Below are 20,308 nucleotides of genomic sequence, written 5' to 3' on the forward strand. Positions count from 1 at the left end.
AGTGTCGGCCCATGTCCTTTGCGGTAATTCAAATGGTCAGCCAGAGTGACGTGCTGGCCAACCTCGCCCAGGCGCGTCGCCTGCTGGAGCAGGCGGCGGCTGATGGCGCGAAACTCGCGGTGCTGCCAGAAAATTTCGCTGCCATGGGGCGCCGCGACCTGGCCGACATAGGCCGTGCCGAGGCGTTGGGCCAAGGGCCTGTGCTGCCCTGGTTGAAACAGGCCGCCCGCGACCTCACCTTATGGATAGTGGCCGGCACATTGCCGCTGCCGCCCAAGGACCAGCCCCACGCCAAACCCAATGCTTGCTCGCTGCTGATCAATGATCAGGGTGAAATCGTCGCTCGCTACGACAAACTCCATCTGTTTGATGTGGACGTGGCGGATGCTCGCGGTCGTTATCGCGAATCTGACGACTATGCTTTCGGTAACCATGTGGTGGTGGCGGACACGCCGGTGGGCCGTGTGGGGTTGACGGTGTGTTACGACCTGCGTTTCCCCGAGCTGTACAGCGAGTTACGTGCGGCGGGGGTTGAACTGATTACCGCGCCCTCGGCCTTCACGGCGGTGACCGGGGCTGCACACTGGGATGTGCTGATTCGCGCACGTGCCATCGAAACCCAGTGCTACCTGCTGGCAGCCGCCCAAGGCGGTGTGCACCCAGGCCCACGGGAAACGTTTGGCCACGCGGCGATTGTCGACCCTTGGGGCCGAGTGCTGGCGCAACAGGATCAAGGCGAAGCGGTGTTACTGGCCGAACGCGATAGCAGTGAACAGGCGTCGATACGGGCGCGCATGCCGGTGGCCAATCACCGGCGCTTTTTCTCGCAGGGCGCGCAGCGGCCTGCTTCAGAACGATGAATTTAAGGCCAAACCTATGAGCGAGTTGTTGTCCTCAGTCAGTGATCACCTCCTGGCACCCGGTGGCGTGACCATCGAAAGCCTGCAAGCCGTGCTCGGCGATCTGGCCGGACCGGGTATCGATGCGGCTGACCTGTATTTCCAGGGGCAGATTTCCGAGTCCTGGGCGTTGGAAGATGGGATCGTCAAGGAAGGCAGTTTCAACCTTGACCAGGGCGTAGGCGTTCGCGCGCAATCGGGTGAGAAAACCGGCTTTGCCTACAGCAATGCGATCACCCTGGAGGCCCTGGGCCTGGCGGCGCGTGCCGCCCGTTCGATCTCCCGTGCCGGGCAGAATGGCACGGTGCAGGCGTTCAGTACCCAGGACGTGGCGCAGTTGTATGCGCCGGATAACCCCTTGGAAGTGATCAGTCGTACGGAAAAGGTCGAGCTGCTCAAGCGTATCGACGCAGCCACCCGTGCCCTGGACCCGCGTATCCAGCAAGTGACCGTGAGCATGGCTGGCGTGTGGGAGCGCATCCTCGTGGCGTCCACCGACGGTGGGCTGGCGGCGGATGTACGGCCGCTGGTGCGTTTCAATGTGAGTGTGATCGTCGAACAGAACGGGCGCCGCGAGCGCGGCGGACATGGCGGCGGCGGGCGCACCGACTACCGTTATTTCCTTGCTGACGACCGTGCCATGGGCTATGCCCGTGAGGCGCTGCGCCAGGCATTGGTCAACCTGGAAGCGATTCCGGCGCCGGCCGGCACCTTGCCGGTGGTGCTGGGTTCGGGTTGGTCTGGCGTGTTGCTCCACGAAGCCGTGGGCCATGGCCTGGAAGGCGATTTCAACCGTAAGGGCAGTTCCGCCTACAGCGGGCGCATGGGCGAAATGGTTGCGTCCAAGCTGTGCACCATTGTCGATGACGGCACCCTGGCCGGCCGTCGTGGTTCGCTGAGTGTCGATGACGAAGGCACACCGACCGAATGCACCACCCTGATCGAGAACGGCGTGCTCAAGGGCTACATGCAAGACAAGCTCAACGCCCGCCTGATGGGCGTGGCGCGCACCGGTAACGGCCGTCGTGAATCCTATGCGCATCTACCAATGCCGCGCATGACCAACACCTACATGCTCGGTGGTCAAAGCGATCCGGCAGAAATCATTGCCTCGGTAAAACGCGGTATCTACTGCGCCAACCTCGGCGGCGGCCAGGTGGATATCACCAGCGGCAAGTTCGTGTTCTCCACCAGCGAGGCGTACCTGATCGAAGACGGCAAGATTACCGCGCCGGTCAAAGGGGCGACGCTGATTGGTAACGGGCCGGAAGCCATGAGCAAGGTGTCGATGGTCGGTAACGACCTGTCGCTGGACAGCGGCGTGGGCACGTGCGGCAAGGATGGGCAGTCGGTGCCGGTAGGTGTCGGCCAGCCAACGTTGAAAATTGATGCGATTACCGTGGGTGGCACGGGATCGTAGGAGCCGGAGCTTCGGGTGGCGAAGACCGCCACCCGGGGAGGAGGATCAGCGCAGACCGCGTTGAGTCTCGTCCAGCTCACGGATGTACTTGAAGATTTTACGGCTGGTGGCCGGCGCCTTGTTATGCGCCAGCTCGTGCTGGGCCTGACGGATCAGGGAGCGCAATTGCTGGCGGTCCGCGTCCGGGTAGTCCAGTACGAATTTCTCCAGCACCGCGTCATCGCCCGAGATCAGGCGGTCACGCCAACGTTCCAGGTTGTGGAAGCGTTCATTGTACTGGCGAGTGGAGGCATCGGTTTGATCGAGCAAAGTCAGAATGGCGTCAATGTCTTGGTCGCGCATCAGTTTGCCGATAAACGAGATGTGCCGTTTACGCGCGATATTCGCGGTGTGCTTGGGCGCATCGGCCAGGGCCCGACGCATTTCGTCGGTCAGTGGCAGTTTGGCAACCAAATCTTTTTTGAGCGTTGTAAGGCGCTCGCCAAGGTCAACCAGCGCATGCAGCTCACGTTTGACCTGGGTTTTGCTTTTCTCCCCATCGAGGGAGTCGTCGTAAGAATCAACCATGGTGGCAGTCCGCAAAGAAACGCCGCCATGATAACCAGTCGGGGGCCGCTTGTCCGGCCCGGTCGCTCGATGGCCTTAACCGAAAGCAGAATTTGAGTGGAGAAAACCATGAGTGCAGCCCAAAGCGTCGGTCCACAAGCGTTACCGGCACTGCAGGAACAAGTCGAGCAGATCCTTGCCGAAGCCAAGCGCCAGGGGGCCAGCGCCTGTGAAGTGGCGGTGTCGCTGGAGCAAGGGTTGTCGACTTCGGTGCGCCAGCGTGAAGTGGAAACGGTGGAGTTCAATCGCGACCAAGGGTTTGGCATTACCTTGTACGCGGGCCAGCGCAAAGGCTCGGCCAGCACCTCGGCCAGTGGCCCTGAGGCGATTCGCGAGACCGTCGCCGCAGCACTGGCGATTGCCAAGCACACCTCCGAGGATGAAAGCTCGGGCCTGGCCGACAAGGCGCTGATGGCCAAGGATGTGCAGGATTTCGACCTGTTCCATGCCTGGGATATCACCCCTGAGCAAGCCATCGAGCTGGCGCTGACCTGCGAAGCGGCAGCGTTCGATGCCGATGCCCGCATCAAGAATGCGGACGGCACCACCTTAAGCACCCATCAGGGTTGCCGCGTCTACGGTAATAGCCATGGCTTTATCGGTGGTTATGCCTCCACGCGTCACAGCCTCAGTTGCGTGATGATCGCCGAAGCCAATGGGCAGATGCAGCGTGATTACTGGTACGACGTAAACCGCCAAGGCGATTTACTGGCAGACCCTGCAAGCATTGGCCAGCGTGCGGCGCAACGGGCTGCGAGCCGCCTGGGCGCGCGCCCGGTGCCGACCTGCGAAGTGCCTGTGCTGTTTTCCGCAGAGCTGGCCGGTGGTTTATTCGGCAGCTTCCTGGGCGCGATTTCCGGTGGCAACCTGTATCGCAAGTCTTCGTTCCTGGAAGGCGCCATCGGCCAGAAGCTGTTCCCTGAGTGGCTGACCATTGACGAGCGCCCGCATCTGATGCGCGCGATGGGCAGTTCGTCGTTCGACGGCGATGGCCTGGCGACCTATGCCAAGCCGTTTGTCGAGCAGGGTGAGCTGGTGTCCTATGTGCTGGGCACTTATGCCGGTCGCAAGCTGGGCCTGCCAAGCACCGCTAACGCGGGCGGCGTGCATAACCTGTTCGTGACCCACGGTGATGAAGACCAGGCGGCGTTGTTGCGGCGGATGGGGCGTGGGTTGCTGGTGACTGAATTGATGGGCCATGGCCTGAACATGGTCACCGGTGACTACTCGCGCGGTGCGGCGGGCTTCTGGGTGGAGAATGGCGAGATTCAGTTCGCCGTCCAGGAAGTGACCATCGCCGGCAATATGCGCGATATGTTCAAGCAGATCGTTGCCGTGGGTAACGACCTGGAACTGCGCAGCAATATTCGCACGGGTTCGGTGCTTATCGAACGCATGACGGTCGCTGGCAGCTAATCCCTCCCGCACGTCCTGAAAGGCGCGCCATCGCAAAGATGGCGCGCCTTTTTTATTGCCTTGTCACAGCAGGATTAATAGGCTGCTCTTGTTTTGATTCTCAATATCATTTAATAATAAATATCATTACCGAATGAGTGTGGCTCATGAGTTCTGTCCTGCATGAGGATCCTTATCTGGAAAGCTGGCGTTGGATGAGCCGCCAGATTCGCTGTGGTCTGGATCCCAATGAACCCCGCCTGATTGAGCACTACCTGAACGAAGGTAGGTATCTGGCGTGTTGCACCGCAACCCATCCGTGGACGATCGCTGAAACCTCATTTCGTTTGTTGATCGACACCGCCGCTGATGTCGCCCTGCCCTGGCATTGGCGCTCCCTGTGCCTGGACCAAGCCTGGCGGCCACTGCGCGACCTGGAAAAACTCTCCCACTGTGCCTGCCGCCTCAAGCGCTGGCAGACCTTTGCCTGGCAATTGGCGAGCTGCGAATTACTGCCTTCGATTTCCGTTTCTGACTTGGTGCAAGGATCTAATGATGAGTAACACCCGTATCGAACGCGACAGCATGGGCGAACTGCATGTGCCGCAAGAAGCTTTGTATGGCGCACAAACACAGCGTGCGGTGAACAACTTTCCCGTCAGTCATCAACCCATGCCGGCGCAATTCATCCGCGCCCTGATCCTGGCCAAGACAGCCGCGGCCAAGGTCAACGTCGAGCTCAAGCAAATCAGTGAAGGGCAGGGCAAGGCCATTGTCGATGCCGCCCAAGGCTTGCTGGAAGGCGACTACATGCAGCACTTCCCGGTGGATATCTTCCAGACCGGCTCCGGCACCAGCTCCAACATGAACGCCAATGAAGTGATCGCGACCCTTGCCAGCCGTTTGCTGGGCGAGGCGGTCAACCCCAACGATCATGTGAATTGCGGCCAGAGCAGCAACGACATCATCCCCACCACCATCCACGTCAGTGCCGCGTTGGTGCTGCACGAGCAAACGTTGCCGGCGCTGCTGCATCTGGTGCAAGTCATCGAGCAAAAAGCCGAGGCGGTTCATCCGTTCATCAAGACCGGCCGTACGCATTTGATGGACGCCATGCCGGTGCGCATGAGCCAGGTGCTGAACGGCTGGGCGCAGCAACTCAAGGCCAATATCGGTCACTTGCAGGACCTGCTACCGGCGCTGCAAGCATTGGCTCAGGGCGGCACGGCGGTCGGTACCGGGATCAACGCACACCCCGAGTTTGCCGGGCGCTTCAGCCAGCAGCTGAGCCTTTTGACCGGGGTGAAGTTCACGCCCGGTAAAAACCTGTTTGCGCTGATTGGCTCCCAGGATACCGCCGTTGCAGTCTCTGGCCAGTTGAAAGCCACGGCGGTGTCGCTGATGAAGATCGCTAATGACCTGCGCTGGATGAACTCCGGGCCATTGGCCGGCCTGGGTGAAATCGAACTGGAGGCGCTGCAGCCAGGCTCTTCGATCATGCCGGGCAAGGTCAACCCGGTCATTCCGGAAGCGACCGCCATGGTAGCCGCCCAGGTTATCGGCAATGACACAGTGATCACGGTGGCCGGCCAATCGGGTAACTTCGAGCTGAATGTGATGCTGCCGATCATTGCCCAAAACCTGCTCAGCAGCCTGGAATTGCTGGCCAATGCCAGCCGGTTGCTGGCGGACAAGGCCATTGCCAGCTTCAAGGTCAATGAGCCCAAGCTCAAGGAAGCGCTGTCGCGCAATCCGATCCTGGTCACTGCACTCAACCCGATCATCGGCTACCAGAAAGCCGCTGAAATCGCCAAGAAGGCGTATCAGCAAGGCCGCCCGGTGATCGATGTCGCCCTCGAACACACCGACCTGCCTCGCAGCCAACTGGAAGTCCTGCTGGACCCGGAAAAGCTCACCGCCGGCGGTGTGTAATCAACGACCCTGCTTTGGAGGCTCACCATGGAGCACTGGAAACGCACGATCGAACGGGCCAATCGCTGCTTTATGGCAGGTGAGCTGGTTGACGCTCGCGAGGCCTATCTGCAAGCCCTGGCCCTGGCCCAAGTGTTGTTCGAACGCTGGGCGGATGCCGACGAAGCAGTGGCGGCCTGTGTCATTTCCCATCACAACCTGGCGGACCTGCACTTGCGCCTGAACCAGCCTGAGGAAAGCGCGGAATACCTCTGCGCTATCCATCAGCGCCTCTTACAGACCATGCAGGACCCACGCCTCAGCCCGTCATTGCGCGAGGCCGCGTTGCGCCAGAGCAGCAAGACCTACGTCGAGCTGCTGAATTTCATCAGCGATCACGGCGAATACCCACGTACTCATCGTCTGCTGGGCGGTGCTGCGACGCCAACGTCCACGTCCCACTTTGGAGCACATTGATATGACCTATACCTTGCCGGCCTTGCCTTACGCCTACGACGCCCTCGAGCCGCATATCGACGCGCAAACCATGGAAATTCACTACACCAAACACCATCAGACCTACATCAATAACCTCAATGCCGCGGTCGAGGGCACTGAGTTCGCCGGCTGGCCGGTGGAGAAGCTGGTGTCCAGCGTCCAAACATTGCCGGAGAAATTACGCGCTGCCGTGGTCAACCAAGGAGGCGGGCATGCGAACCACTCGTTGTTCTGGGCTGTCATGTCACCTACAGGTGGCGGCAAACCCGAGGGCGCGCTGGGCAAGGCTATCGACGAGCAATTGGGTGGTTTCGACAGCTTCAAGGAGGCGTTCACCAAGGCGGCGTTGACGCGTTTCGGTAGTGGCTGGGCCTGGTTGAGTGTTACGCCGCAGAAAACGCTGGTGGTGGAAAGCAGCGGCAACCAGGACAGCCCGCTGATGAGCGGCAATACACCGGTCCTGGGCCTGGACGTTTGGGAGCACGCCTACTACTTGCAATATCAAAACCGACGACCTGAGTACATCAATGCATTTTACAGCGTCATCAACTGGCCGGAAGTTGCCGCGCGCTATCAGGCGGCCTTGGCCTGACACTCACTCCATAACAAGATCTAAGGCCGACTATGGGCACTCAAACACTGGCGATCGGTAGCGTACGAATGTTTCGTTATGCGTTTGGCACGCTGCTGCTATTGGCAGGTACTGCGTTATTGGTGGCCCATGGGCTGGCCTGGTTGAACCTGGAGCCGCGCATCCTGCGCGCTTTGCAGGGTGGAGCGATCTGCGCGCTGGGCACGGCGCTGGGCGCGGTGCCGGTGTTGGTGATTCGGCGCATGCCGATGGCGCTGAGCGATACCCTGCTGGGCTTTGGTGCCGGTGTGATGCTGGCGGCGACCGCTTTTTCCCTGGTCGTGCCGGGTATCGCCGCCGCTGAAAGCCTGGGGCTTTCACCTTGGGGCGCCGGTGGCTTGATCAGCTTCGGCATCATGCTCGGGGCGTTCGGCCTGTACCTCGTAGACCGCAAGGTTTCTGGCGCCAGCCCGGAAATGCTGGTGGGTACACCGGATAAACCGGTTATCCCGCCGCGTATTTGGTTATTCGTGTTTGCCATCATTGCGCACAATATCCCGGAAGGCATGGCTGTAGGTGTTTCCGCGGGCGGAGGCATGGCGGATGCCGACAGCCTCGCCATGGGCATTGCCTTGCAGGATGTACCCGAAGGGCTAGTGATTGCGTTGGTATTGGCTGGGGCGGGAATGTCGCGGATCAAAGCCTTCCTGATTGGCGCTGCATCGGGCTTGGTTGAACCGGTATTTGCGGTGCTCTGCGCATGGCTGGTGAGCCTTGCCGAAGTGTTATTGCCGCTGGGTTTGGCGCTGGCCGCCGGGGCAATGTTGCTGGTAGTGACTCATGAAGTCATCCCCGAGTCGCGCCGCAATGGCCATGAAAAGCTTGCCAGCCTTGGGCTGTGCATCGGGTTTTGCCTAATGATGGTGATGGATACGGCGTTGGGCTAAGGGTGGTTCCATGTAGGAGCGAGCTTGCTCGCTCCTACAGTAGGGGTTATTCGCCTTCGTCGAAGTAGTTGTTGATCAACTCGACCAGCGCGGCCATTGCTTCGTCTTCTTGCTCGCCCTCGGTGCTCAGATGAATTTTTGTGCCTTTGCCGGCCGCCAACATCATCATCGCCATGATGCTTTTGCCATCGACCATGGTCTCTGGCGTGCGCCCAGCACGGATCTGGCAGGGGAACTGCCCGGCCACCCCGACGAATTTAGCCGACGCCCGAGCGTGCAGGCCCAGCTTGTTGATGATTTCAATTTCCCGAGCCGGCATCGCAGTGGTGTTCCTTTCAGCTAAGGTCGCGGTGGCGAACCTGGACGTTCTTGAGGGTTTGTTGCAGCACCTGGCCCAGGCGCTCAGTCAGATAGACCGAGCGGTGGTGGCCGCCGGTGCAGCCAATGGCAATGGTGACATAGGCTCGATTGCTGGCGGCAAAGCGCGGCAACCATTTGAGCAGGTAGCTGGAGATGTCCTGGAACATCTCTTCCACATCCGGCTGTGCGGCCAGGTAGTCGATCACGGGCTGATCCAGCCCCGACTGGTCGCGTAACTCTGGCTTCCAGTAAGGGTTGGGCAGGCAGCGCACATCGAACACAAGGTCGGCATCTACCGGCATGCCCCGCTTGAAGCCAAACGACTCGACCAGGAACGCTGTGCCCGGCTCAGGCTGGTTCAGCAGGCGCAGCTTGATCGCGTCGCGCAACTGATACAGGTTCAGGTTGGTGGTGTTGATCTTCAGGTCGGCGAGGTCAATGATCGGCCCGAGCAGCTTGGTCTCGTCCTCGATGGCTTCGGCCAGGGAGCGGTTGGCGCTGCTGAGGGGGTGGCGTCGACGGGTTTCGGAGAAACGCTTGAGCAGGGTTTCTTCGTCGGCATCCAGGTACAGCACATCGCAATGAATGTGCTTGGCACGCACTTCCTCCAACAGTTCCGGGAACCGCGAGAGGTGGCTGGGCAGGTTGCGTGCGTCAATCGAGACCGCAACCAGCGGCTGCGCCAATTCGGTATGGATCAGTGCACGCTCCGCCAGCTCTGGCAGCAGGCCGGCAGGCAGGTTGTCGATGCAATAGAAGCCGTTGTCCTCAAGCACATTGAGGGCGGTGCTCTTACCGGAGCCGGAGCGACCGCTGACGATGATCAAACGCATGATTACTGCCCGTTTTGTTCATCCAGGACAACTTGGTACAACGCTTCATTGCTGGAGGCGCTGCGCAGTTTGTCGCGTACATCCTTGCGGTCTAGCATGCTGGCGATCTGCCGTAGCAGTTCCAGGTGCGCATCGGTGGCGGCTTCCGGGACCAGCAGCACAAACAGCAGGTCGACCGGGGCGCCGTCGATGGCGTCGAAATCAATCGGAGCGTCCAGGTGCATCAGCGCGCTCACAGGTTTATCACAACCTTTGAGGCGGCAGTGGGGGATCGCGATGCCGTTGCCAAAACCGGTGGAGCCGAGTTTTTCACGGGCAATCAGAGCTTCGAAGACATCTTGCATCTCCAGATCCGGAATTTCCCGGGCGATCAGGTTGGCAATTTGTTCGAGGGCGCGCTTTTTACTGCCGCCCGGCACGTTCACGAGGGAACGGCCGGGGGTCAGGATGTTTTCAAGTCGGATCATGGGGGGAGAGTTAACGACCTGTACCTTGCATCAGGTGCAGATTCTTTTCCTTATGCTTTATGAGTTGGCGGTCGAGCTTGTCGTAGAGGGAGTCAATGGCCGCGTACATATCTTCATGTTCCGCATTGGCGACGAGCTTGGCATTCGGTACGTGCAGGGTGGCCTCGATTTTCTGCTTGAGCTTACCGACCTCCATGATGACCTGCACGTTGGTGATCTTGTCAAAATGCCCCGCAAGCTTGTTCAGTTTGCTCTCGGTGTATTCACGCAGGGGCTTGGTGACTTCCAGCTGGTGTCCACTGATGTTGACTTGCATACAGCTTCTCCTTCGTTGCCAGTGCATAAAGCGGTGGGCAGGAATACCCACCACTGGAACGCTGTGGCCCGCCCGTCACATCAACCGCTTACGCTCGCTGGAAGGCGCGATCCCTAGGGACTCGCGGTACTTGGCGACGGTTCGACGGGCGACCTGAATGCCTTGTGCCTCCAGTAAACCAGCGATCTTGCTGTCACTCAACGGCTTTTTCTGATTTTCAGCGGCAACCAGTTTTTTGATGATCGCGCGGATCGCCGTGGACGAGCATTCACCGCCTTCAGAGGTGCTGACGTGGCTGGAGAAAAAGTATTTCAGCTCATAAATACCCCGTGGGGTATGCATGAATTTCTGCGTGGTAACCCGGGAAATCGTCGATTCATGCATGCCGACGGCTTCGGCGATGTCGTGCAGCACGAGAGGCTTCATGGCCTCGTCGCCGTACTCCAGGAAACCGCGCTGGTGTTCAACGATCTGAGTTGCGACTTTCATCAGGGTTTCGTTGCGGCTTTGCAGGCTCTTGATGAACCACCGCGCTTCCTGCAACTGGTTGCGCATGAAGGTGTTATCGGCGCTGGTGTCGGCGCGGCGCACAAAACCTGCGTATTGCGGGTTGACCCGCAGGCGCGGTACTGACTCCTGGTTCAGCTCCACCAGCCAGCGTTCGTTGTCCTTGCGCACAATGACGTCGGGTACCACATATTCGGCTTCGCTGGACTCGATCTGCGAGCCTGGACGCGGGTTGAGGCTTTGCACCAGCTCGATGACCTGGCGTAAGTCATCTTCCTTGAGCTTCATACGGCGCATCAGTTGACTGTAATCGCGACTGCCCAGCAGGTCGATGTAGTCACTGACCAAGCGTTGCGCTTCGGTGAGCCATGGCGTCTTGGCCGGCAATTGGCGCAGTTGCAGTAACAGGCACTCGCTGAGTGTGCGTGCCCCGATGCCTGCGGGCTCGAATTGCTGGATACGGTGCAGGACGGCTTCGATTTCGTCCAGTTCGATATCCAGTTCCGGGTCGAAGGCCTCGAGGATCTCGTCGAGGGTTTCGTCCAGGTAACCCTGGTTATTGATGCAATCGATCAGGGTGACCGCGATCAGGCGATCGGTATCGGACATCGGCGCCAGGTTCAGTTGCCACAGCAAGTGGCTCTGCAGGCTCTCGCCCGCCGACGTGCGGGTAGTGAAATCCCACTCGTCATCATCACTGCTTGGCAGGCTGCTGGCGCTGGTCTGGTAGACGTCTTCCCAGGCGGTGTCCACGGGAAGCTCGTTGGGAATGCGTTCGTTCCAGTCGCCTTCCTCCAGGTTGTCCACCGTCGGGGCGGTTTCCTGATAGGAGGGTTCCTGCACGTCGGAATTGGGTTTTTGCTCGATGTTATCGGCCAGAGGATCTGCGTTATCGAAGTCGTCGCCTTCTTCCTGGCGTTCGAGCATCGGATTGGACTCCAGGGCCTCCTGGATTTCCTGTTGCAGGTCCAGGGTCGACAATTGGAGCAGGCGGATGGCCTGTTGCAGCTGCGGTGTCATCGTCAGCTGCTGGCCCATTCTCAGGACTAGCGATGGTTTCATGGCAGGGGCTTAACACCTTATTCGCCGGCGCAATGCGCCATCCACGACAGGGCGCGTGAGCGCCAAACATAAGCAAATTATATGCCTGATCTCGGGGCCTTTGCCTAGAGCGCGGTAACAATAAAAAAACCGAGGTTTCCATTGACTCCCGCGCGCTTCAGGTAAGAGCGCGATACCCCTGTGTTTACAGGCGGAACTCGTGACCCAGGTACACTTCCTTCACCAGCTCGTTGGCCAGGATGGTTTCGGCATCGCCTTCGGCAATTAGCTGGCCATCATTGACGATATAAGCGGTTTCACAGATATCAAGGGTCTCGCGCACGTTGTGGTCGGTGATCAGCACACCAATGCCCTTGGCCTTGAGGTGATGGATGATCTGCTTGATGTCACCTACCGAAATCGGGTCGACACCTGCGAAGGGCTCATCCAGCAGGATGAATTTCGGCGCGGTCGCCAGGGCGCGGGCGATTTCCACGCGACGACGTTCACCACCGGACAAGCTCATGCCGAGGTTGTCGCGAATATGGTTGATGTGGAATTCCTGCAGCAGGCTTTCCAGCTCCTGGCGGCGGCCATCGCGATCGAGTTCCTTGCGGGTCTCGAGGATCGCCATGATGTTGTCGGCTACCGACAGTTTACGGAAGATCGATGCCTCCTGCGGAAGATAGCCGATACCTGCCCGTGCACGACCGTGCATGGGTTGGTGGCTGACGTCCAGGTCGTCGATCAATACGCGACCCTGGTCCGCCTGGACCAGCCCGACGATCATATAGAAGCAGGTGGTTTTGCCGGCACCGTTAGGGCCGAGCAGGCCGACGATCTGGCCGCTGTCGATCGACAGGCTGACGTCGCGTACCACCTGGCGGCTTTTATAGGCCTTGGCCAGATGCTGGGCTTTCAGGGTTGCCATTACTCGGCCTTCTTCTTCGGCTGGATAACCATGTCGATGCGTGGGCGGGGTGCGGTGACCTTGTTGCCGTTGGCGCGACCGGCGTTAGCGATCTGCTTCACGGTGTCATAGGTGATTTTTTCACCTTCCGTGGAGTTGCCGTCCGGGCTCAGCACCTTGGCCTGGTCAATCAGTACGATGCGGTTCTGCTGGGCGTGATACTGGATAGTCTTGCCGTAGCCTTTCATGGGGCCCGTATCGGTAGCGGACTGCTTCTGCTCGAAATAAGCCAGATTGCCGACCGAAGTCACCACATCGATATCGCCGGTCTTGGTACGAGTCAGGGTCACCGTGTTGCCGGTAATCTTCATCGAGCCCTGGGTGATGATCACGCCGCCGGTGTAGGTGGCGACACCTTGCTTGTCATCGAGCTGCGCATCGTCAGCCGAGATGTGGATCGGTTGCTGGCTATCGTTCGGCAGAGCCCAGGCGCTCACGCTTCCCAGTGCTGCGCCCAGACCGAGCAAAATAGGGAGAGTTTTAACGAGCCTCATACTGTCCTCTTACGTTCGATAGCAGGTGTATCCTGCTTTCTTTCAAATACGCTTTCATTCCCTTGCCAGTCGATACACCGCCAGCGCCGTCGATTCTAACGTCTTGCTCGGTCTGCGCATATTGCTTCTGTGGGAATACGGTCATGCGACTGCTGGTAATGATGGTGTCGCGGTTCTGCGCGTCTGTACGTGCGACGCGAACCGAGTCGATCAGTTCAACTTCGGTGCCGTCAGGGTTGACTTCGCCACGCTTGCTGGTCACGTGCCAGGGAAATTCGGTGCCGCGATACAGGTTCAGGTCCGGATTGGTCAGCAGGCTGACTTCGGAAGCCTTCAAGTGCTCGACCTTGTCCGATGTCATCTCATACTGCACCTTGCCGTCGGGCAGATACTGAATGCTGTAGGCATTCGTGGCGTAATAGTCGATAAGGCCTTCGTCAACCTGCGCAACAGGCTTGTCGAGAAAGCGCTCCGGGCTGATATTCCAGTAGCCCACCGCCAGGAGCAGCGCGGCGATGACCCCGAATAACAGGAAGTTGCGAATCTTTTTACTCAGCATATAACGCTCTATAGGTAGGCGGCGTGGGCCGCTTCAAGACTGCCCTGGGCACGCAGGATCAACTCGCAGAACTCGCGGGCGGCACCCTCGCCGCCACGGGCGGTGGTGATGCCATGGGCGTGTTCGCGGACAAACGCCGCGGCATTTGCGACGGCCATGCCCAGGCCCACCCGGCGAATCACCGGCAGGTCTGGCAGGTCGTCGCCCAGATAGGCGACTTGTTCATAGCTTAGGTTGAGTTGGCCAAGAAGCTCGTCCAGCACCACCAGTTTATCCTCGCGGCCCTGATACAGGTGAGGAATACCGAGGTTTTGTGCACGGCGTTCCACAACCGGTGTTTTTCGACCGCTGATAATTGCGGTTTGCACGCCCGCTGCCATCAGCATCTTGATGCCTTGGCCGTCGAGGGTGTTGAAGGTCTTGAATTCGCTGCCGTCTTCGAGGAAGTACAGGCGGCCATCGGTCAGCACTCCGTCAACGTCGAAAATCGCCAGCTTGATGTCTTTACCGCGTTGCAACAGGTCGCTGTTCATTTACATCACTCCTGCGCGCAGCAAGTCGCCAAGGTTAAGGGCCCCGATCGGCCGGTCATCGTCGTCGACCACGATAAGAGCACCTATGCGGTGATCTTCCATGATTTTCAACGCTTCGGCCGCGAGCATTTCGGCGCGCGCGGTCTTGCCGTGAGGGGTCATCACTGCGTCGATGGTCGCGGTATGGATATCAATGGTGCGGTCCAGGGTGCGACGCAGGTCACCGTCGGTGAATATCCCTGCCAGTCGGCCATCGGTTTCGACGATGGCAGTCATGCCCAGGCCCTTGCGGGTCATTTCCATCAGCGCATCCCTGAGCAGGGTGCCGCGTGGAACGCTCGGCAGCTCGGCGCCGCGATGCATGACATTTTCCACTTTCAGCAGCAGGCGACGGCCCAGTGCGCCACCCGGATGGGAAAATGCGAAGTCCTCGGCCGTAAACCCGCGGGCCTCCAGCAGTGCCACCGCCAGGGCATCGCCCATTACCAGCGCGGCGGTAGTGGAGGAGGTGGGCGCCAGGTTCAGCGGGCAGGCCTCATGGGCTACGTGCACGTTCAGGTTCACGTCGGCGGCCTTGGCCAGCGTTGACTCAGGGTTGCCAGTGAGGCTGATCATCTGGATGCCCAGGCGCTTGATCAGCGGCAGCAGGGTCACGATTTCGTTGGTAGTACCGGAGTTGGACAGGGCGAGGATCACGTCGTCCTTGGTGATCATGCCCATGTCGCCGTGGCTGGCTTCGGCCGGGTGCACGAAAAACGCGGTGGTCCCGGTGCTCGCCAGGGTCGCTGCGATCTTGTTGCCAATGTGGCCGGACTTGCCCATGCCGACCACCACAACGCGGCCCTTGCTGGCCAGAATCATCTCGCAGGCGCGCACGAAATCCGCGTCGATATGCGCCAGCAAGCCCTCTACGGCTTCAAGCTCAAGGCGTATGGTGCGTTGTGCGGATTGAATAAGGTCGCTGGATTGGCTCATGTCTGAAATCGTATAGCCTGACGAAAAGTCGGCGATTATAGCGGTAATGATCAATTCCCTCACGCAAGTTCGTCAGGCTTTGTGCGCGGGATAACTGAAAACCACCGTCGGTAACATAGCAAGCAACGTTTTTTCCCTGTCTCAAATCTGAACCAGCGCTGTTCCGGCCTTGGGGGCTCTGTACCAGCAGTGATATAGTTCGCCGCCAGTTCGGTCCGCCCAACCCATGTGCTCAACTATTGCGCATCTGTTGAAAACCAAAGTCGCACACATGGTGTCTGAGTGAAAGGCTGCATCCCAAGGAGATTAGATGAGTGCCGATAACGCCTACGCGGTCGAGCTGAAGGGTCTTACCTTCAAGCGCGGTACGCGCAGCATCTTCAATAACGTCGATATTCGCATTCCTCGCGGCAAGGTCACGGGCATCATGGGGCCTTCCGGTTGCGGCAAGACCACCCTGTTGCGCCTGATGGGCATGCAATTGCGCCCCAGTGCCGGGGAAGTGTGGGTCAACGGCCAGAACCTGCCAACGCTGTCGCGCAGCGATCTGTTCGATGCGCGCAAGCATATGGGCGTGCTATTTCAGAGCGGCGCGCTGTTCACCGACCTCGATGTGTTCGAAAACGTAGCCTTCCCGCTGCGGGTGCACACCCAGCTGTCCGATGAGATGATTCGTGACATCGTGTTGTTGAAACTGCAGGCCGTAGGGCTTCGCGGCGCCATCGACCTGATGCCGGACGAGTTGTCCGGCGGCATGAAGCGCCGTGTCGCCTTGGCGCGGGCGATTGCCCTCGACCCACAGATCCTCATGTATGACGAGCCATTCGTAGGTCAGGACCCGATCGCCATGGGCGTGTTGGTGCGCCTGATCCGCCTGCTCAACGATGCATTGGGGATCACCAGTATCGTGGTTTCCCACGACCTGGCCGAAACCGCGAGCATCGCCGACTACCTGTATGTAGTGGGTGATGGTCAGGTGCTGGGGCAGGGTACGCCTGAAGAGTTGATGAACGCCGATAACCCGCGCATTCGCCAATTCATGACCGGCAACCCCGATGGCCCGGTGCCTTTTCACTTTCCGGCAGCGGACTACCGCTCAGATCTTCTGGGGAAGCGCTGATGCGCAAGACATCTCTTATCGAGAAGGTTCGCCTTTTCGGTCGCTCGGGCATCGACATCGTCGAAGTGCTGGGGCGTTCGACCATTTTCCTGTTTCACGCCTTGCTGGGGCGCGGCGGTATCGGCGGCGGCTTTGGCCTGCTGGTCAAGCAGCTGCACTCGGTGGGGGTGATGTCCCTGGTGATCATCGTGGTCTCCGGCGTATTCATCGGCATGGTGCTGGCGCTGCAGGGTTTCAATATCCTGTCCAGCTACGGCTCGGAGCAGGCGGTAGGGCAGATGGTGGCCCTGACCCTGTTGCGTGAGCTTGGCCCGGTGGTTACCGCCTTGTTGTTCGCGGGGCGTGCAGGTTCGGCGCTGACCGCTGAAATCGGCAATATGAAATCCACTGAGCAGCTGTCCAGCCTGGAAATGATCGGCGTGGACCCGCTCAAGTACATTGTTGCCCCGCGCCTGTGGGCCGGCTTCATTTCCCTGCCACTGCTGGCAATGATCTTCAGCGTGGTGGGTATCTGGGGTGGTTCGTGGGTGGCGGTTGACTGGCTGGGGGTCTACGACGGCTCCTACTGGGCCAACATGCAAAACAGCGTGACCTTCACCGGTGACGTGCTCAACGGCATCATAAAGAGCATTGTCTTTGCCTTTGTGGTGACCTGGATTGCCGTATTCCAAGGCTATGACTGTGAGCCCACTTCAGAGGGGATCAGCCGTGCCACTACCAAGACCGTTGTATACGCTTCGTTGGCGGTACTGGGCCTTGACTTCATTTTGACCGCCTTGATGTTTGGAGATTTCTGATGCAAAACCGCACTGTGGAAATCGGTGTCGGCCTTTTCTTGCTGGCTGGCATCCTGGCTTTACTGTTGCTGGCCCTGCGAGTCAGTGGTCTTTCGGCCAGCCCTACCGCCGATACCTATAAACTTTACGCGTACTTCGACAATATCGCCGGTTTGACGGTCAGATCCAAAGTGACCATGGCCGGTGTCACCATCGGCAAGGTCACGGCAATCGATCTGGATCGCGACAGCTTTACCGGTCGGGTGACGATGCAACTGGACAAGAAGGTAGATAATCTGCCAACTGACTCCACGGCATCTATCCTCACTGCGGGTTTGCTGGGCGAGAAGTACATCGGGGTCAGCGTGGGTGGGGAAACAGCCCTGCTCAAGGATGGTTCGACCATCCACGACACACAGTCGTCGCTGGTGCTCGAAGACCTGATCGGGAAATTTTTGCTCAATACGGTCAATAAAGACGCTAAATGAGGAATCTGTTCATGATCTCTACCTTGCGACGTGGCCTGCTGGTACTGCTTGCAGCATTGCCGATGATGGCCAACGCGGCAGGTTCTGCCCACGATTTGGTACAGGACACCACCAGCAAAATGCTGGCTGACCTCAAGGCTAATAAAGAACAGTACAAGCAAGACCCTTCCAGGTTCTACAACGCGCTCAACACGATCGTTGGCCCTGTGGTCGATGCTGAAGGCATCTCCAAAAGCATCATGACGGTCAAATATTCGCGCAAAGCTACGCCTGCGCAAATGCAGACGTTCCAGGAAAACTTCAAGAAGGGGCTGTTCCAGTTCTACGGTAACGCTCTGCTGGAATACAACAACCAGGGCATTATCGTTGATGCGCCCAAGGACGAGTCGGGCGACCGTGCCGAAGTCGGGATGAAAGTCTCCGGCAGCAATGGCGCCGTGTACCCTGTGTCCTACACCCTGACGAAGATCAACGGTGAGTGGAAACTGCGTAACGTGATCATCAACGGTATCAACATCGGCAAGCTGTTCCGTGATCAGTTCGCCGACGCGATGCAGCGCAATGGCAACGATCTGGACAAGACCATCAATGGTTGGGCCGGTGAAGTGGCCAAGGCCAAGGAAGAAACCGACAAAGCTGCCGGGAAGCCTGCGCAATGACCGAGTCGGCTGTTCGTATCGGCGACGCCGGCGAGCTGTTCCTCAGCGGCGTGCTGGATTACCGCACCGGGCCTGACCTGCGCAAGCAGGGCCAGGCGCTGATCAAGGCCTGCAAGGCGCCAGAGCTGGTGCTTGATTGCTCGGCGGTGACCAAGTCCAGCAGCGTCGGCCTGTCGTTGTTACTGTGCTTCATGCGTGATGCCGAGGCGGCGAAAAAGCCGGTCAGCATCCGTGCGTTACCAGAAGACATGCGCGAAATTGCCGAAGTTTCCGGTTTGACCGAGCTGCTGGCGCATCCCTGATACACATTATTAAAGAAGCCCCCCGTCAGAGTCCTGCTATGCGGGGTTCGCAGGCGCGGGGCTTTTTTGTATGATGTGCGACCCGTGCGCACTGGGCGCCGATAGAGGTTGAGCATGCAGGCCCTAGAAGTTAAGAGCTTCCTTGAAGGAAAGCTGCCTGAAACGACTGTAGAAGTCGAAGGCGAAGGCTGCAATTTCCAGCTGAACGTGATTAGCGATGAACTGGCGGCATTGAGCCCGGTCAAGCGTCAGCAGCAGATCTATGCCCATTTGAACCCATGGATCACCGATGGCAGCATCCATGCGGTCACTATGAAATTTTTCAGCCGCGCGGCCTGGGCCGAGCGCACCTGAGCCCCCAAGGCGTCGAGATTCTTATGGATAAATTGATTATTACCGGCGGTGCCCGCCTTGATGGCGAGATTCGCATTTCCGGTGCGAAAAACTCCGCCTTGCCGATCCTGGCAGCGACCCTGCTGTGCGATGGCCCGGTGACTGTGGCCAACCTGCCGCACCTGCACGACATCACCACCATGATCGAGTTGTTCGGTCGCATGGGCATTGAGCCGGTGATCGACGAGAAGCTGGCCGTCGAAATCGACCCACGCACCATCAAGACCCTGGTCGCTCCGTACGAACTGGTGAAAACCATGCGTGCGTCGATCCTGGTGCTGGGCCCCATGGTTGCCCGTTTCGGCGAAGCCGAAGTAGCCTTGCCTGGCGGTTGCGCCATTGGTTCGCGTCCGGTCGACCTGCACATCCGTGGCCTTGAGGCCATGGGCGCAGTCATTGACGTCGAAGGCGGCTACATCAAGGCCAAGGCGCCGGAAGGCGGCCTGCGCGGCGCGAACTTCTTCTTTGATACCGTCAGCGTCACCGGTACCGAGAACATCATGATGGCCGCTGCCCTGGCCAACGGTCGCAGCGTGTTGCAGAACGCCGCACGCGAGCCGGAAGTGGTCGATCTGGCCAACTTCCTCAACGCCATGGGCGCGAAGGTTTCCGGTGCTGGCACCGACACCATCACTATTGATGGTGTAGAGCGTCTGCACACCGCCACCTACAAAGTCATGCCTGACCGCATCGAGACCGGTACCTACCTGGTTGCCGCTGCCGTGACCGGTGGCCGTGTGAAGGTCAAGGACACCGATCCGACCATCCTGGAAGCCGTCCTGGAAAAACTCAAGGAAGCCGGCGCAGAGATCACCACCGGCGAAGACTGGATCGAGCTGAACATGCACGGCAAGCGGCCAAAAGCCGTCAACGTGCGTACCGCTCCGTACCCGGCGTTCCCGACCGACATGCAAGCGCAGTTCATCTCCTTGAACGCGATTGCCGAAGGCACCGGTGCCGTGATCGAGACCATCTTCGAAAACCGCTTCATGCACGTGTATGAACTGCACCGCATGGGCGCCAAGATCCAGGTCGAAGGCAACACCGCCATCGTCACCGGCATCGACAAGCTCAAGGGCGCGCCAGTAATGGCAACCGACCTGCGTGCCTCGGCCAGCCTGGTAATCTCGGCACTGTGCGCCGAAGGTGACACCCTGATCGACCGCATCTACCACATAGACCGTGGTTACGAGTGCATCGAAGAGAAACTGCAGATGCTCGGCGCGAAGATTCGCCGCGTACCGGGCTAGTCCCTGTTTGTGGCGAGG

The 20,308-nt window shown here is 59.3% G+C and carries 26 protein-coding genes; 15 read left to right on the forward strand and 11 right to left on the reverse strand.

Features of this window, described 5'->3' with window-relative positions:
- The first annotated feature begins 11 nt into the window (after positions 1–11).
- Both CLM72_RS04775 and tldD read left to right on the forward strand, forming a co-directional pair.
- The gene (locus CLM72_RS04775) at positions 12–860 is read left to right on the forward strand and encodes a carbon-nitrogen hydrolase family protein (RefSeq protein WP_105225781.1); all 849 of its coding nucleotides are present in this window, start codon (positions 12–14) and stop codon (positions 858–860) included.
- A 16-nt stretch (positions 861–876) separates the two neighbouring features.
- Entirely contained in the window at positions 877–2,319 is a 1,443-nt protein-coding gene (gene tldD, locus CLM72_RS04780) for a metalloprotease TldD (RefSeq protein ID WP_105225782.1), read from the forward strand.
- A 45-nt stretch (positions 2,320–2,364) separates the two neighbouring features.
- Here the strand turns inward: tldD and yjgA are convergent, their stop codons facing one another.
- Complete coding sequence (yjgA, locus tag CLM72_RS04785) at positions 2,365–2,886, reverse strand: ribosome biogenesis factor YjgA (RefSeq protein WP_003188568.1); 522 nt, start codon at positions 2,884–2,886, stop codon at positions 2,365–2,367.
- 108 nt (positions 2,887–2,994) lie between these two features.
- On the opposite strand from yjgA, the gene pmbA reads away from it, so the two are divergent.
- The 6 genes from pmbA (at position 2,995) to CLM72_RS04815 (ending at position 8,247) form a co-directional block, all read left to right on the forward strand.
- Positions 2,995–4,341, forward strand: coding sequence for a metalloprotease PmbA (gene pmbA, locus CLM72_RS04790; RefSeq protein WP_105225783.1), 1,347 nt, complete (start codon positions 2,995–2,997; stop codon positions 4,339–4,341).
- A 146-nt stretch (positions 4,342–4,487) separates the two neighbouring features.
- Entirely contained in the window at positions 4,488–4,883 is a 396-nt protein-coding gene (locus CLM72_RS04795) for a hypothetical protein (RefSeq protein WP_003188570.1), read from the forward strand.
- Entirely contained in the window at positions 4,876–6,252 is a 1,377-nt protein-coding gene (locus CLM72_RS04800; RefSeq protein ID WP_105225784.1) for a lyase family protein, read from the forward strand. Before CLM72_RS04795 ends, CLM72_RS04800 begins: the two co-directional genes overlap by 8 nt.
- Before the next feature lie 27 nt (positions 6,253–6,279).
- Positions 6,280–6,708: a hypothetical protein gene (locus CLM72_RS04805; protein ID WP_089041373.1), complete on the forward strand. Its 429-nt coding sequence runs from the start codon at positions 6,280–6,282 to the stop codon at positions 6,706–6,708.
- A 1-nt stretch (position 6,709) separates the two neighbouring features.
- On the forward strand, positions 6,710–7,321 hold the full coding sequence (locus CLM72_RS04810) for a superoxide dismutase (protein WP_014716929.1): 612 nt from the start codon (positions 6,710–6,712) through the stop codon (positions 7,319–7,321).
- A 32-nt stretch (positions 7,322–7,353) separates the two neighbouring features.
- Positions 7,354–8,247 (forward strand): ZIP family metal transporter, encoded by an 894-nt coding sequence (locus CLM72_RS04815; protein ID WP_105225785.1) that lies wholly within the window; start codon positions 7,354–7,356, stop codon positions 8,245–8,247.
- A 46-nt stretch (positions 8,248–8,293) separates the two neighbouring features.
- Here CLM72_RS04815 and CLM72_RS04820 read toward each other — a convergent pair whose 3' ends face one another.
- The 10 genes from CLM72_RS04820 to CLM72_RS04865 form a co-directional block, all read right to left on the reverse strand.
- A complete protein-coding gene (locus CLM72_RS04820) occupies positions 8,294–8,566 on the reverse strand; it encodes an HPr family phosphocarrier protein (RefSeq protein WP_105225786.1) in 273 nt (90 codons plus the stop codon).
- Between the two features lie 16 nt (positions 8,567–8,582).
- The gene (rapZ, locus tag CLM72_RS04825; protein WP_019816957.1) at positions 8,583–9,440 is read right to left on the reverse strand and encodes an RNase adapter RapZ; all 858 of its coding nucleotides are present in this window, start codon (positions 9,438–9,440) and stop codon (positions 8,583–8,585) included.
- Between the two features lie 2 nt (positions 9,441–9,442).
- Entirely contained in the window at positions 9,443–9,907 is a 465-nt protein-coding gene (ptsN, locus tag CLM72_RS04830) for a PTS IIA-like nitrogen regulatory protein PtsN (protein ID WP_034126311.1), read from the reverse strand.
- A 10-nt stretch (positions 9,908–9,917) separates the two neighbouring features.
- A complete protein-coding gene (hpf, locus tag CLM72_RS04835; protein ID WP_105225787.1) occupies positions 9,918–10,223 on the reverse strand; it encodes a ribosome hibernation-promoting factor, HPF/YfiA family in 306 nt (101 codons plus the stop codon).
- Between the two features lie 75 nt (positions 10,224–10,298).
- Positions 10,299–11,792: an RNA polymerase factor sigma-54 gene (locus CLM72_RS04840; protein WP_034126312.1), complete on the reverse strand. Its 1,494-nt coding sequence runs from the start codon at positions 11,790–11,792 to the stop codon at positions 10,299–10,301.
- A 184-nt stretch (positions 11,793–11,976) separates the two neighbouring features.
- The gene (gene lptB, locus CLM72_RS04845; protein WP_003188582.1) at positions 11,977–12,702 is read right to left on the reverse strand and encodes an LPS export ABC transporter ATP-binding protein; all 726 of its coding nucleotides are present in this window, start codon (positions 12,700–12,702) and stop codon (positions 11,977–11,979) included.
- Entirely contained in the window at positions 12,702–13,235 is a 534-nt protein-coding gene (gene lptA, locus CLM72_RS04850; protein WP_032893554.1) for a lipopolysaccharide transport periplasmic protein LptA, read from the reverse strand. The genes lptB and lptA overlap by 1 nt, the downstream gene beginning before the upstream one ends.
- Positions 13,222–13,794 (reverse strand): LPS export ABC transporter periplasmic protein LptC, encoded by a 573-nt coding sequence (lptC, locus tag CLM72_RS04855; RefSeq protein WP_014716937.1) that lies wholly within the window; start codon positions 13,792–13,794, stop codon positions 13,222–13,224. Before lptC ends, lptA begins: the two co-directional genes overlap by 14 nt.
- A gap of 8 nt (positions 13,795–13,802) precedes the next feature.
- Positions 13,803–14,327 carry an HAD family hydrolase gene (locus CLM72_RS04860; RefSeq protein WP_054897015.1) on the reverse strand — a complete coding sequence of 175 codons (525 nt, stop codon included), beginning with the start codon at positions 14,325–14,327 and terminating at the stop codon, positions 13,803–13,805.
- Positions 14,328–15,302: a KpsF/GutQ family sugar-phosphate isomerase gene (locus CLM72_RS04865; protein WP_034126314.1), complete on the reverse strand. Its 975-nt coding sequence runs from the start codon at positions 15,300–15,302 to the stop codon at positions 14,328–14,330.
- Between the two features lie 310 nt (positions 15,303–15,612).
- Here CLM72_RS04865 and CLM72_RS04870 point away from each other — a divergent pair, with 310 nt between their 5' ends.
- The 7 genes from CLM72_RS04870 (at position 15,613) to murA (ending at position 20,290) form a co-directional block, all read left to right on the forward strand.
- Complete coding sequence (locus CLM72_RS04870; RefSeq protein WP_003188590.1) at positions 15,613–16,422, forward strand: ATP-binding cassette domain-containing protein; 810 nt, start codon at positions 15,613–15,615, stop codon at positions 16,420–16,422.
- Positions 16,422–17,219, forward strand: coding sequence for a lipid asymmetry maintenance ABC transporter permease subunit MlaE (gene mlaE, locus CLM72_RS04875; RefSeq protein ID WP_003188592.1), 798 nt, complete (start codon positions 16,422–16,424; stop codon positions 17,217–17,219). The genes CLM72_RS04870 and mlaE overlap by 1 nt, the downstream gene beginning before the upstream one ends.
- Complete coding sequence (gene mlaD / locus CLM72_RS04880) at positions 17,219–17,686, forward strand: outer membrane lipid asymmetry maintenance protein MlaD (RefSeq protein ID WP_003188593.1); 468 nt, start codon at positions 17,219–17,221, stop codon at positions 17,684–17,686. The genes mlaE and mlaD overlap by 1 nt, the downstream gene beginning before the upstream one ends.
- An 11-nt stretch (positions 17,687–17,697) precedes the next feature.
- A complete protein-coding gene (locus tag CLM72_RS04885) occupies positions 17,698–18,345 on the forward strand; it encodes a phospholipid-binding protein MlaC (RefSeq protein ID WP_054919319.1) in 648 nt (215 codons plus the stop codon).
- A complete protein-coding gene (locus tag CLM72_RS04890) occupies positions 18,342–18,647 on the forward strand; it encodes a lipid asymmetry maintenance protein MlaB (RefSeq protein ID WP_105225788.1) in 306 nt (101 codons plus the stop codon). Before CLM72_RS04885 ends, CLM72_RS04890 begins: the two co-directional genes overlap by 4 nt.
- Positions 18,648–18,761: 114 nt before the next feature.
- Entirely contained in the window at positions 18,762–19,001 is a 240-nt protein-coding gene (locus CLM72_RS04895) for a BolA family protein (protein WP_003188597.1), read from the forward strand.
- 23 nt (positions 19,002–19,024) lie between these two features.
- Positions 19,025–20,290: a UDP-N-acetylglucosamine 1-carboxyvinyltransferase gene (murA, locus tag CLM72_RS04900; protein ID WP_034126315.1), complete on the forward strand. Its 1,266-nt coding sequence runs from the start codon at positions 19,025–19,027 to the stop codon at positions 20,288–20,290.
- The last annotated feature ends 18 nt before the right edge of the window (positions 20,291–20,308 follow it).

This window comes from Pseudomonas sp. MYb193 (assembly GCF_002966775.1).
In the GTDB taxonomy this organism is placed as follows: Bacteria; Pseudomonadota; Gammaproteobacteria; order Pseudomonadales; family Pseudomonadaceae; genus Aquipseudomonas; species Aquipseudomonas paracarnis.

Excerpts from the sequence above, each read along its gene's own strand:
- murA (WP_034126315.1), top strand. The coding sequence starts at position 19,025 with ATGGATAAATTGATTATTACCGGCGGTGCCCGCCTTGATGGCGAGATT.
- CLM72_RS04775 (WP_105225781.1), top strand. The coding sequence starts at position 12 with ATGTCCTTTGCGGTAATTCAAATGGTCAGCCAGAGTGACGTGCTGGCC.
- CLM72_RS04805 (WP_089041373.1), top strand. The coding sequence starts at position 6,280 with ATGGAGCACTGGAAACGCACGATCGAACGGGCCAATCGCTGCTTTATG.
- rapZ (WP_019816957.1), bottom strand. The coding sequence starts at position 9,440 with ATGCGTTTGATCATCGTCAGCGGTCGCTCCGGCTCCGGTAAGAGCACC.
- CLM72_RS04865 (WP_034126314.1), bottom strand. The coding sequence starts at position 15,302 with ATGAGCCAATCCAGCGACCTTATTCAATCCGCACAACGCACCATACGC.
- pmbA (WP_105225783.1), top strand. The coding sequence starts at position 2,995 with ATGAGTGCAGCCCAAAGCGTCGGTCCACAAGCGTTACCGGCACTGCAG.
- yjgA (WP_003188568.1), bottom strand. The coding sequence starts at position 2,886 with ATGGTTGATTCTTACGACGACTCCCTCGATGGGGAGAAAAGCAAAACC.
- CLM72_RS04895 (WP_003188597.1), top strand. The coding sequence starts at position 18,762 with ATGCAGGCCCTAGAAGTTAAGAGCTTCCTTGAAGGAAAGCTGCCTGAA.
- CLM72_RS04800 (WP_105225784.1), top strand. The coding sequence starts at position 4,876 with ATGAGTAACACCCGTATCGAACGCGACAGCATGGGCGAACTGCATGTG.
- CLM72_RS04870 (WP_003188590.1), top strand. The coding sequence starts at position 15,613 with ATGAGTGCCGATAACGCCTACGCGGTCGAGCTGAAGGGTCTTACCTTC.
- CLM72_RS04810 (WP_014716929.1), top strand. The coding sequence starts at position 6,710 with ATGACCTATACCTTGCCGGCCTTGCCTTACGCCTACGACGCCCTCGAG.
- CLM72_RS04795 (WP_003188570.1), top strand. The coding sequence starts at position 4,488 with ATGAGTTCTGTCCTGCATGAGGATCCTTATCTGGAAAGCTGGCGTTGG.
- mlaE (WP_003188592.1), top strand. The coding sequence starts at position 16,422 with ATGCGCAAGACATCTCTTATCGAGAAGGTTCGCCTTTTCGGTCGCTCG.
- CLM72_RS04820 (WP_105225786.1), bottom strand. The coding sequence starts at position 8,566 with ATGCCGGCTCGGGAAATTGAAATCATCAACAAGCTGGGCCTGCACGCT.
- lptC (WP_014716937.1), bottom strand. The coding sequence starts at position 13,794 with ATGCTGAGTAAAAAGATTCGCAACTTCCTGTTATTCGGGGTCATCGCC.
- lptA (WP_032893554.1), bottom strand. The coding sequence starts at position 13,235 with ATGAGGCTCGTTAAAACTCTCCCTATTTTGCTCGGTCTGGGCGCAGCA.
- CLM72_RS04860 (WP_054897015.1), bottom strand. The coding sequence starts at position 14,327 with ATGAACAGCGACCTGTTGCAACGCGGTAAAGACATCAAGCTGGCGATT.
- tldD (WP_105225782.1), top strand. The coding sequence starts at position 877 with ATGAGCGAGTTGTTGTCCTCAGTCAGTGATCACCTCCTGGCACCCGGT.
- hpf (WP_105225787.1), bottom strand. The coding sequence starts at position 10,223 with ATGCAAGTCAACATCAGTGGACACCAGCTGGAAGTCACCAAGCCCCTG.
- mlaD (WP_003188593.1), top strand. The coding sequence starts at position 17,219 with ATGCAAAACCGCACTGTGGAAATCGGTGTCGGCCTTTTCTTGCTGGCT.
- CLM72_RS04840 (WP_034126312.1), bottom strand. The coding sequence starts at position 11,792 with ATGAAACCATCGCTAGTCCTGAGAATGGGCCAGCAGCTGACGATGACA.
- CLM72_RS04890 (WP_105225788.1), top strand. The coding sequence starts at position 18,342 with ATGACCGAGTCGGCTGTTCGTATCGGCGACGCCGGCGAGCTGTTCCTC.
- CLM72_RS04815 (WP_105225785.1), top strand. The coding sequence starts at position 7,354 with ATGGGCACTCAAACACTGGCGATCGGTAGCGTACGAATGTTTCGTTAT.
- ptsN (WP_034126311.1), bottom strand. The coding sequence starts at position 9,907 with ATGATCCGACTTGAAAACATCCTGACCCCCGGCCGTTCCCTCGTGAAC.
- lptB (WP_003188582.1), bottom strand. The coding sequence starts at position 12,702 with ATGGCAACCCTGAAAGCCCAGCATCTGGCCAAGGCCTATAAAAGCCGC.
- CLM72_RS04885 (WP_054919319.1), top strand. The coding sequence starts at position 17,698 with ATGATCTCTACCTTGCGACGTGGCCTGCTGGTACTGCTTGCAGCATTG.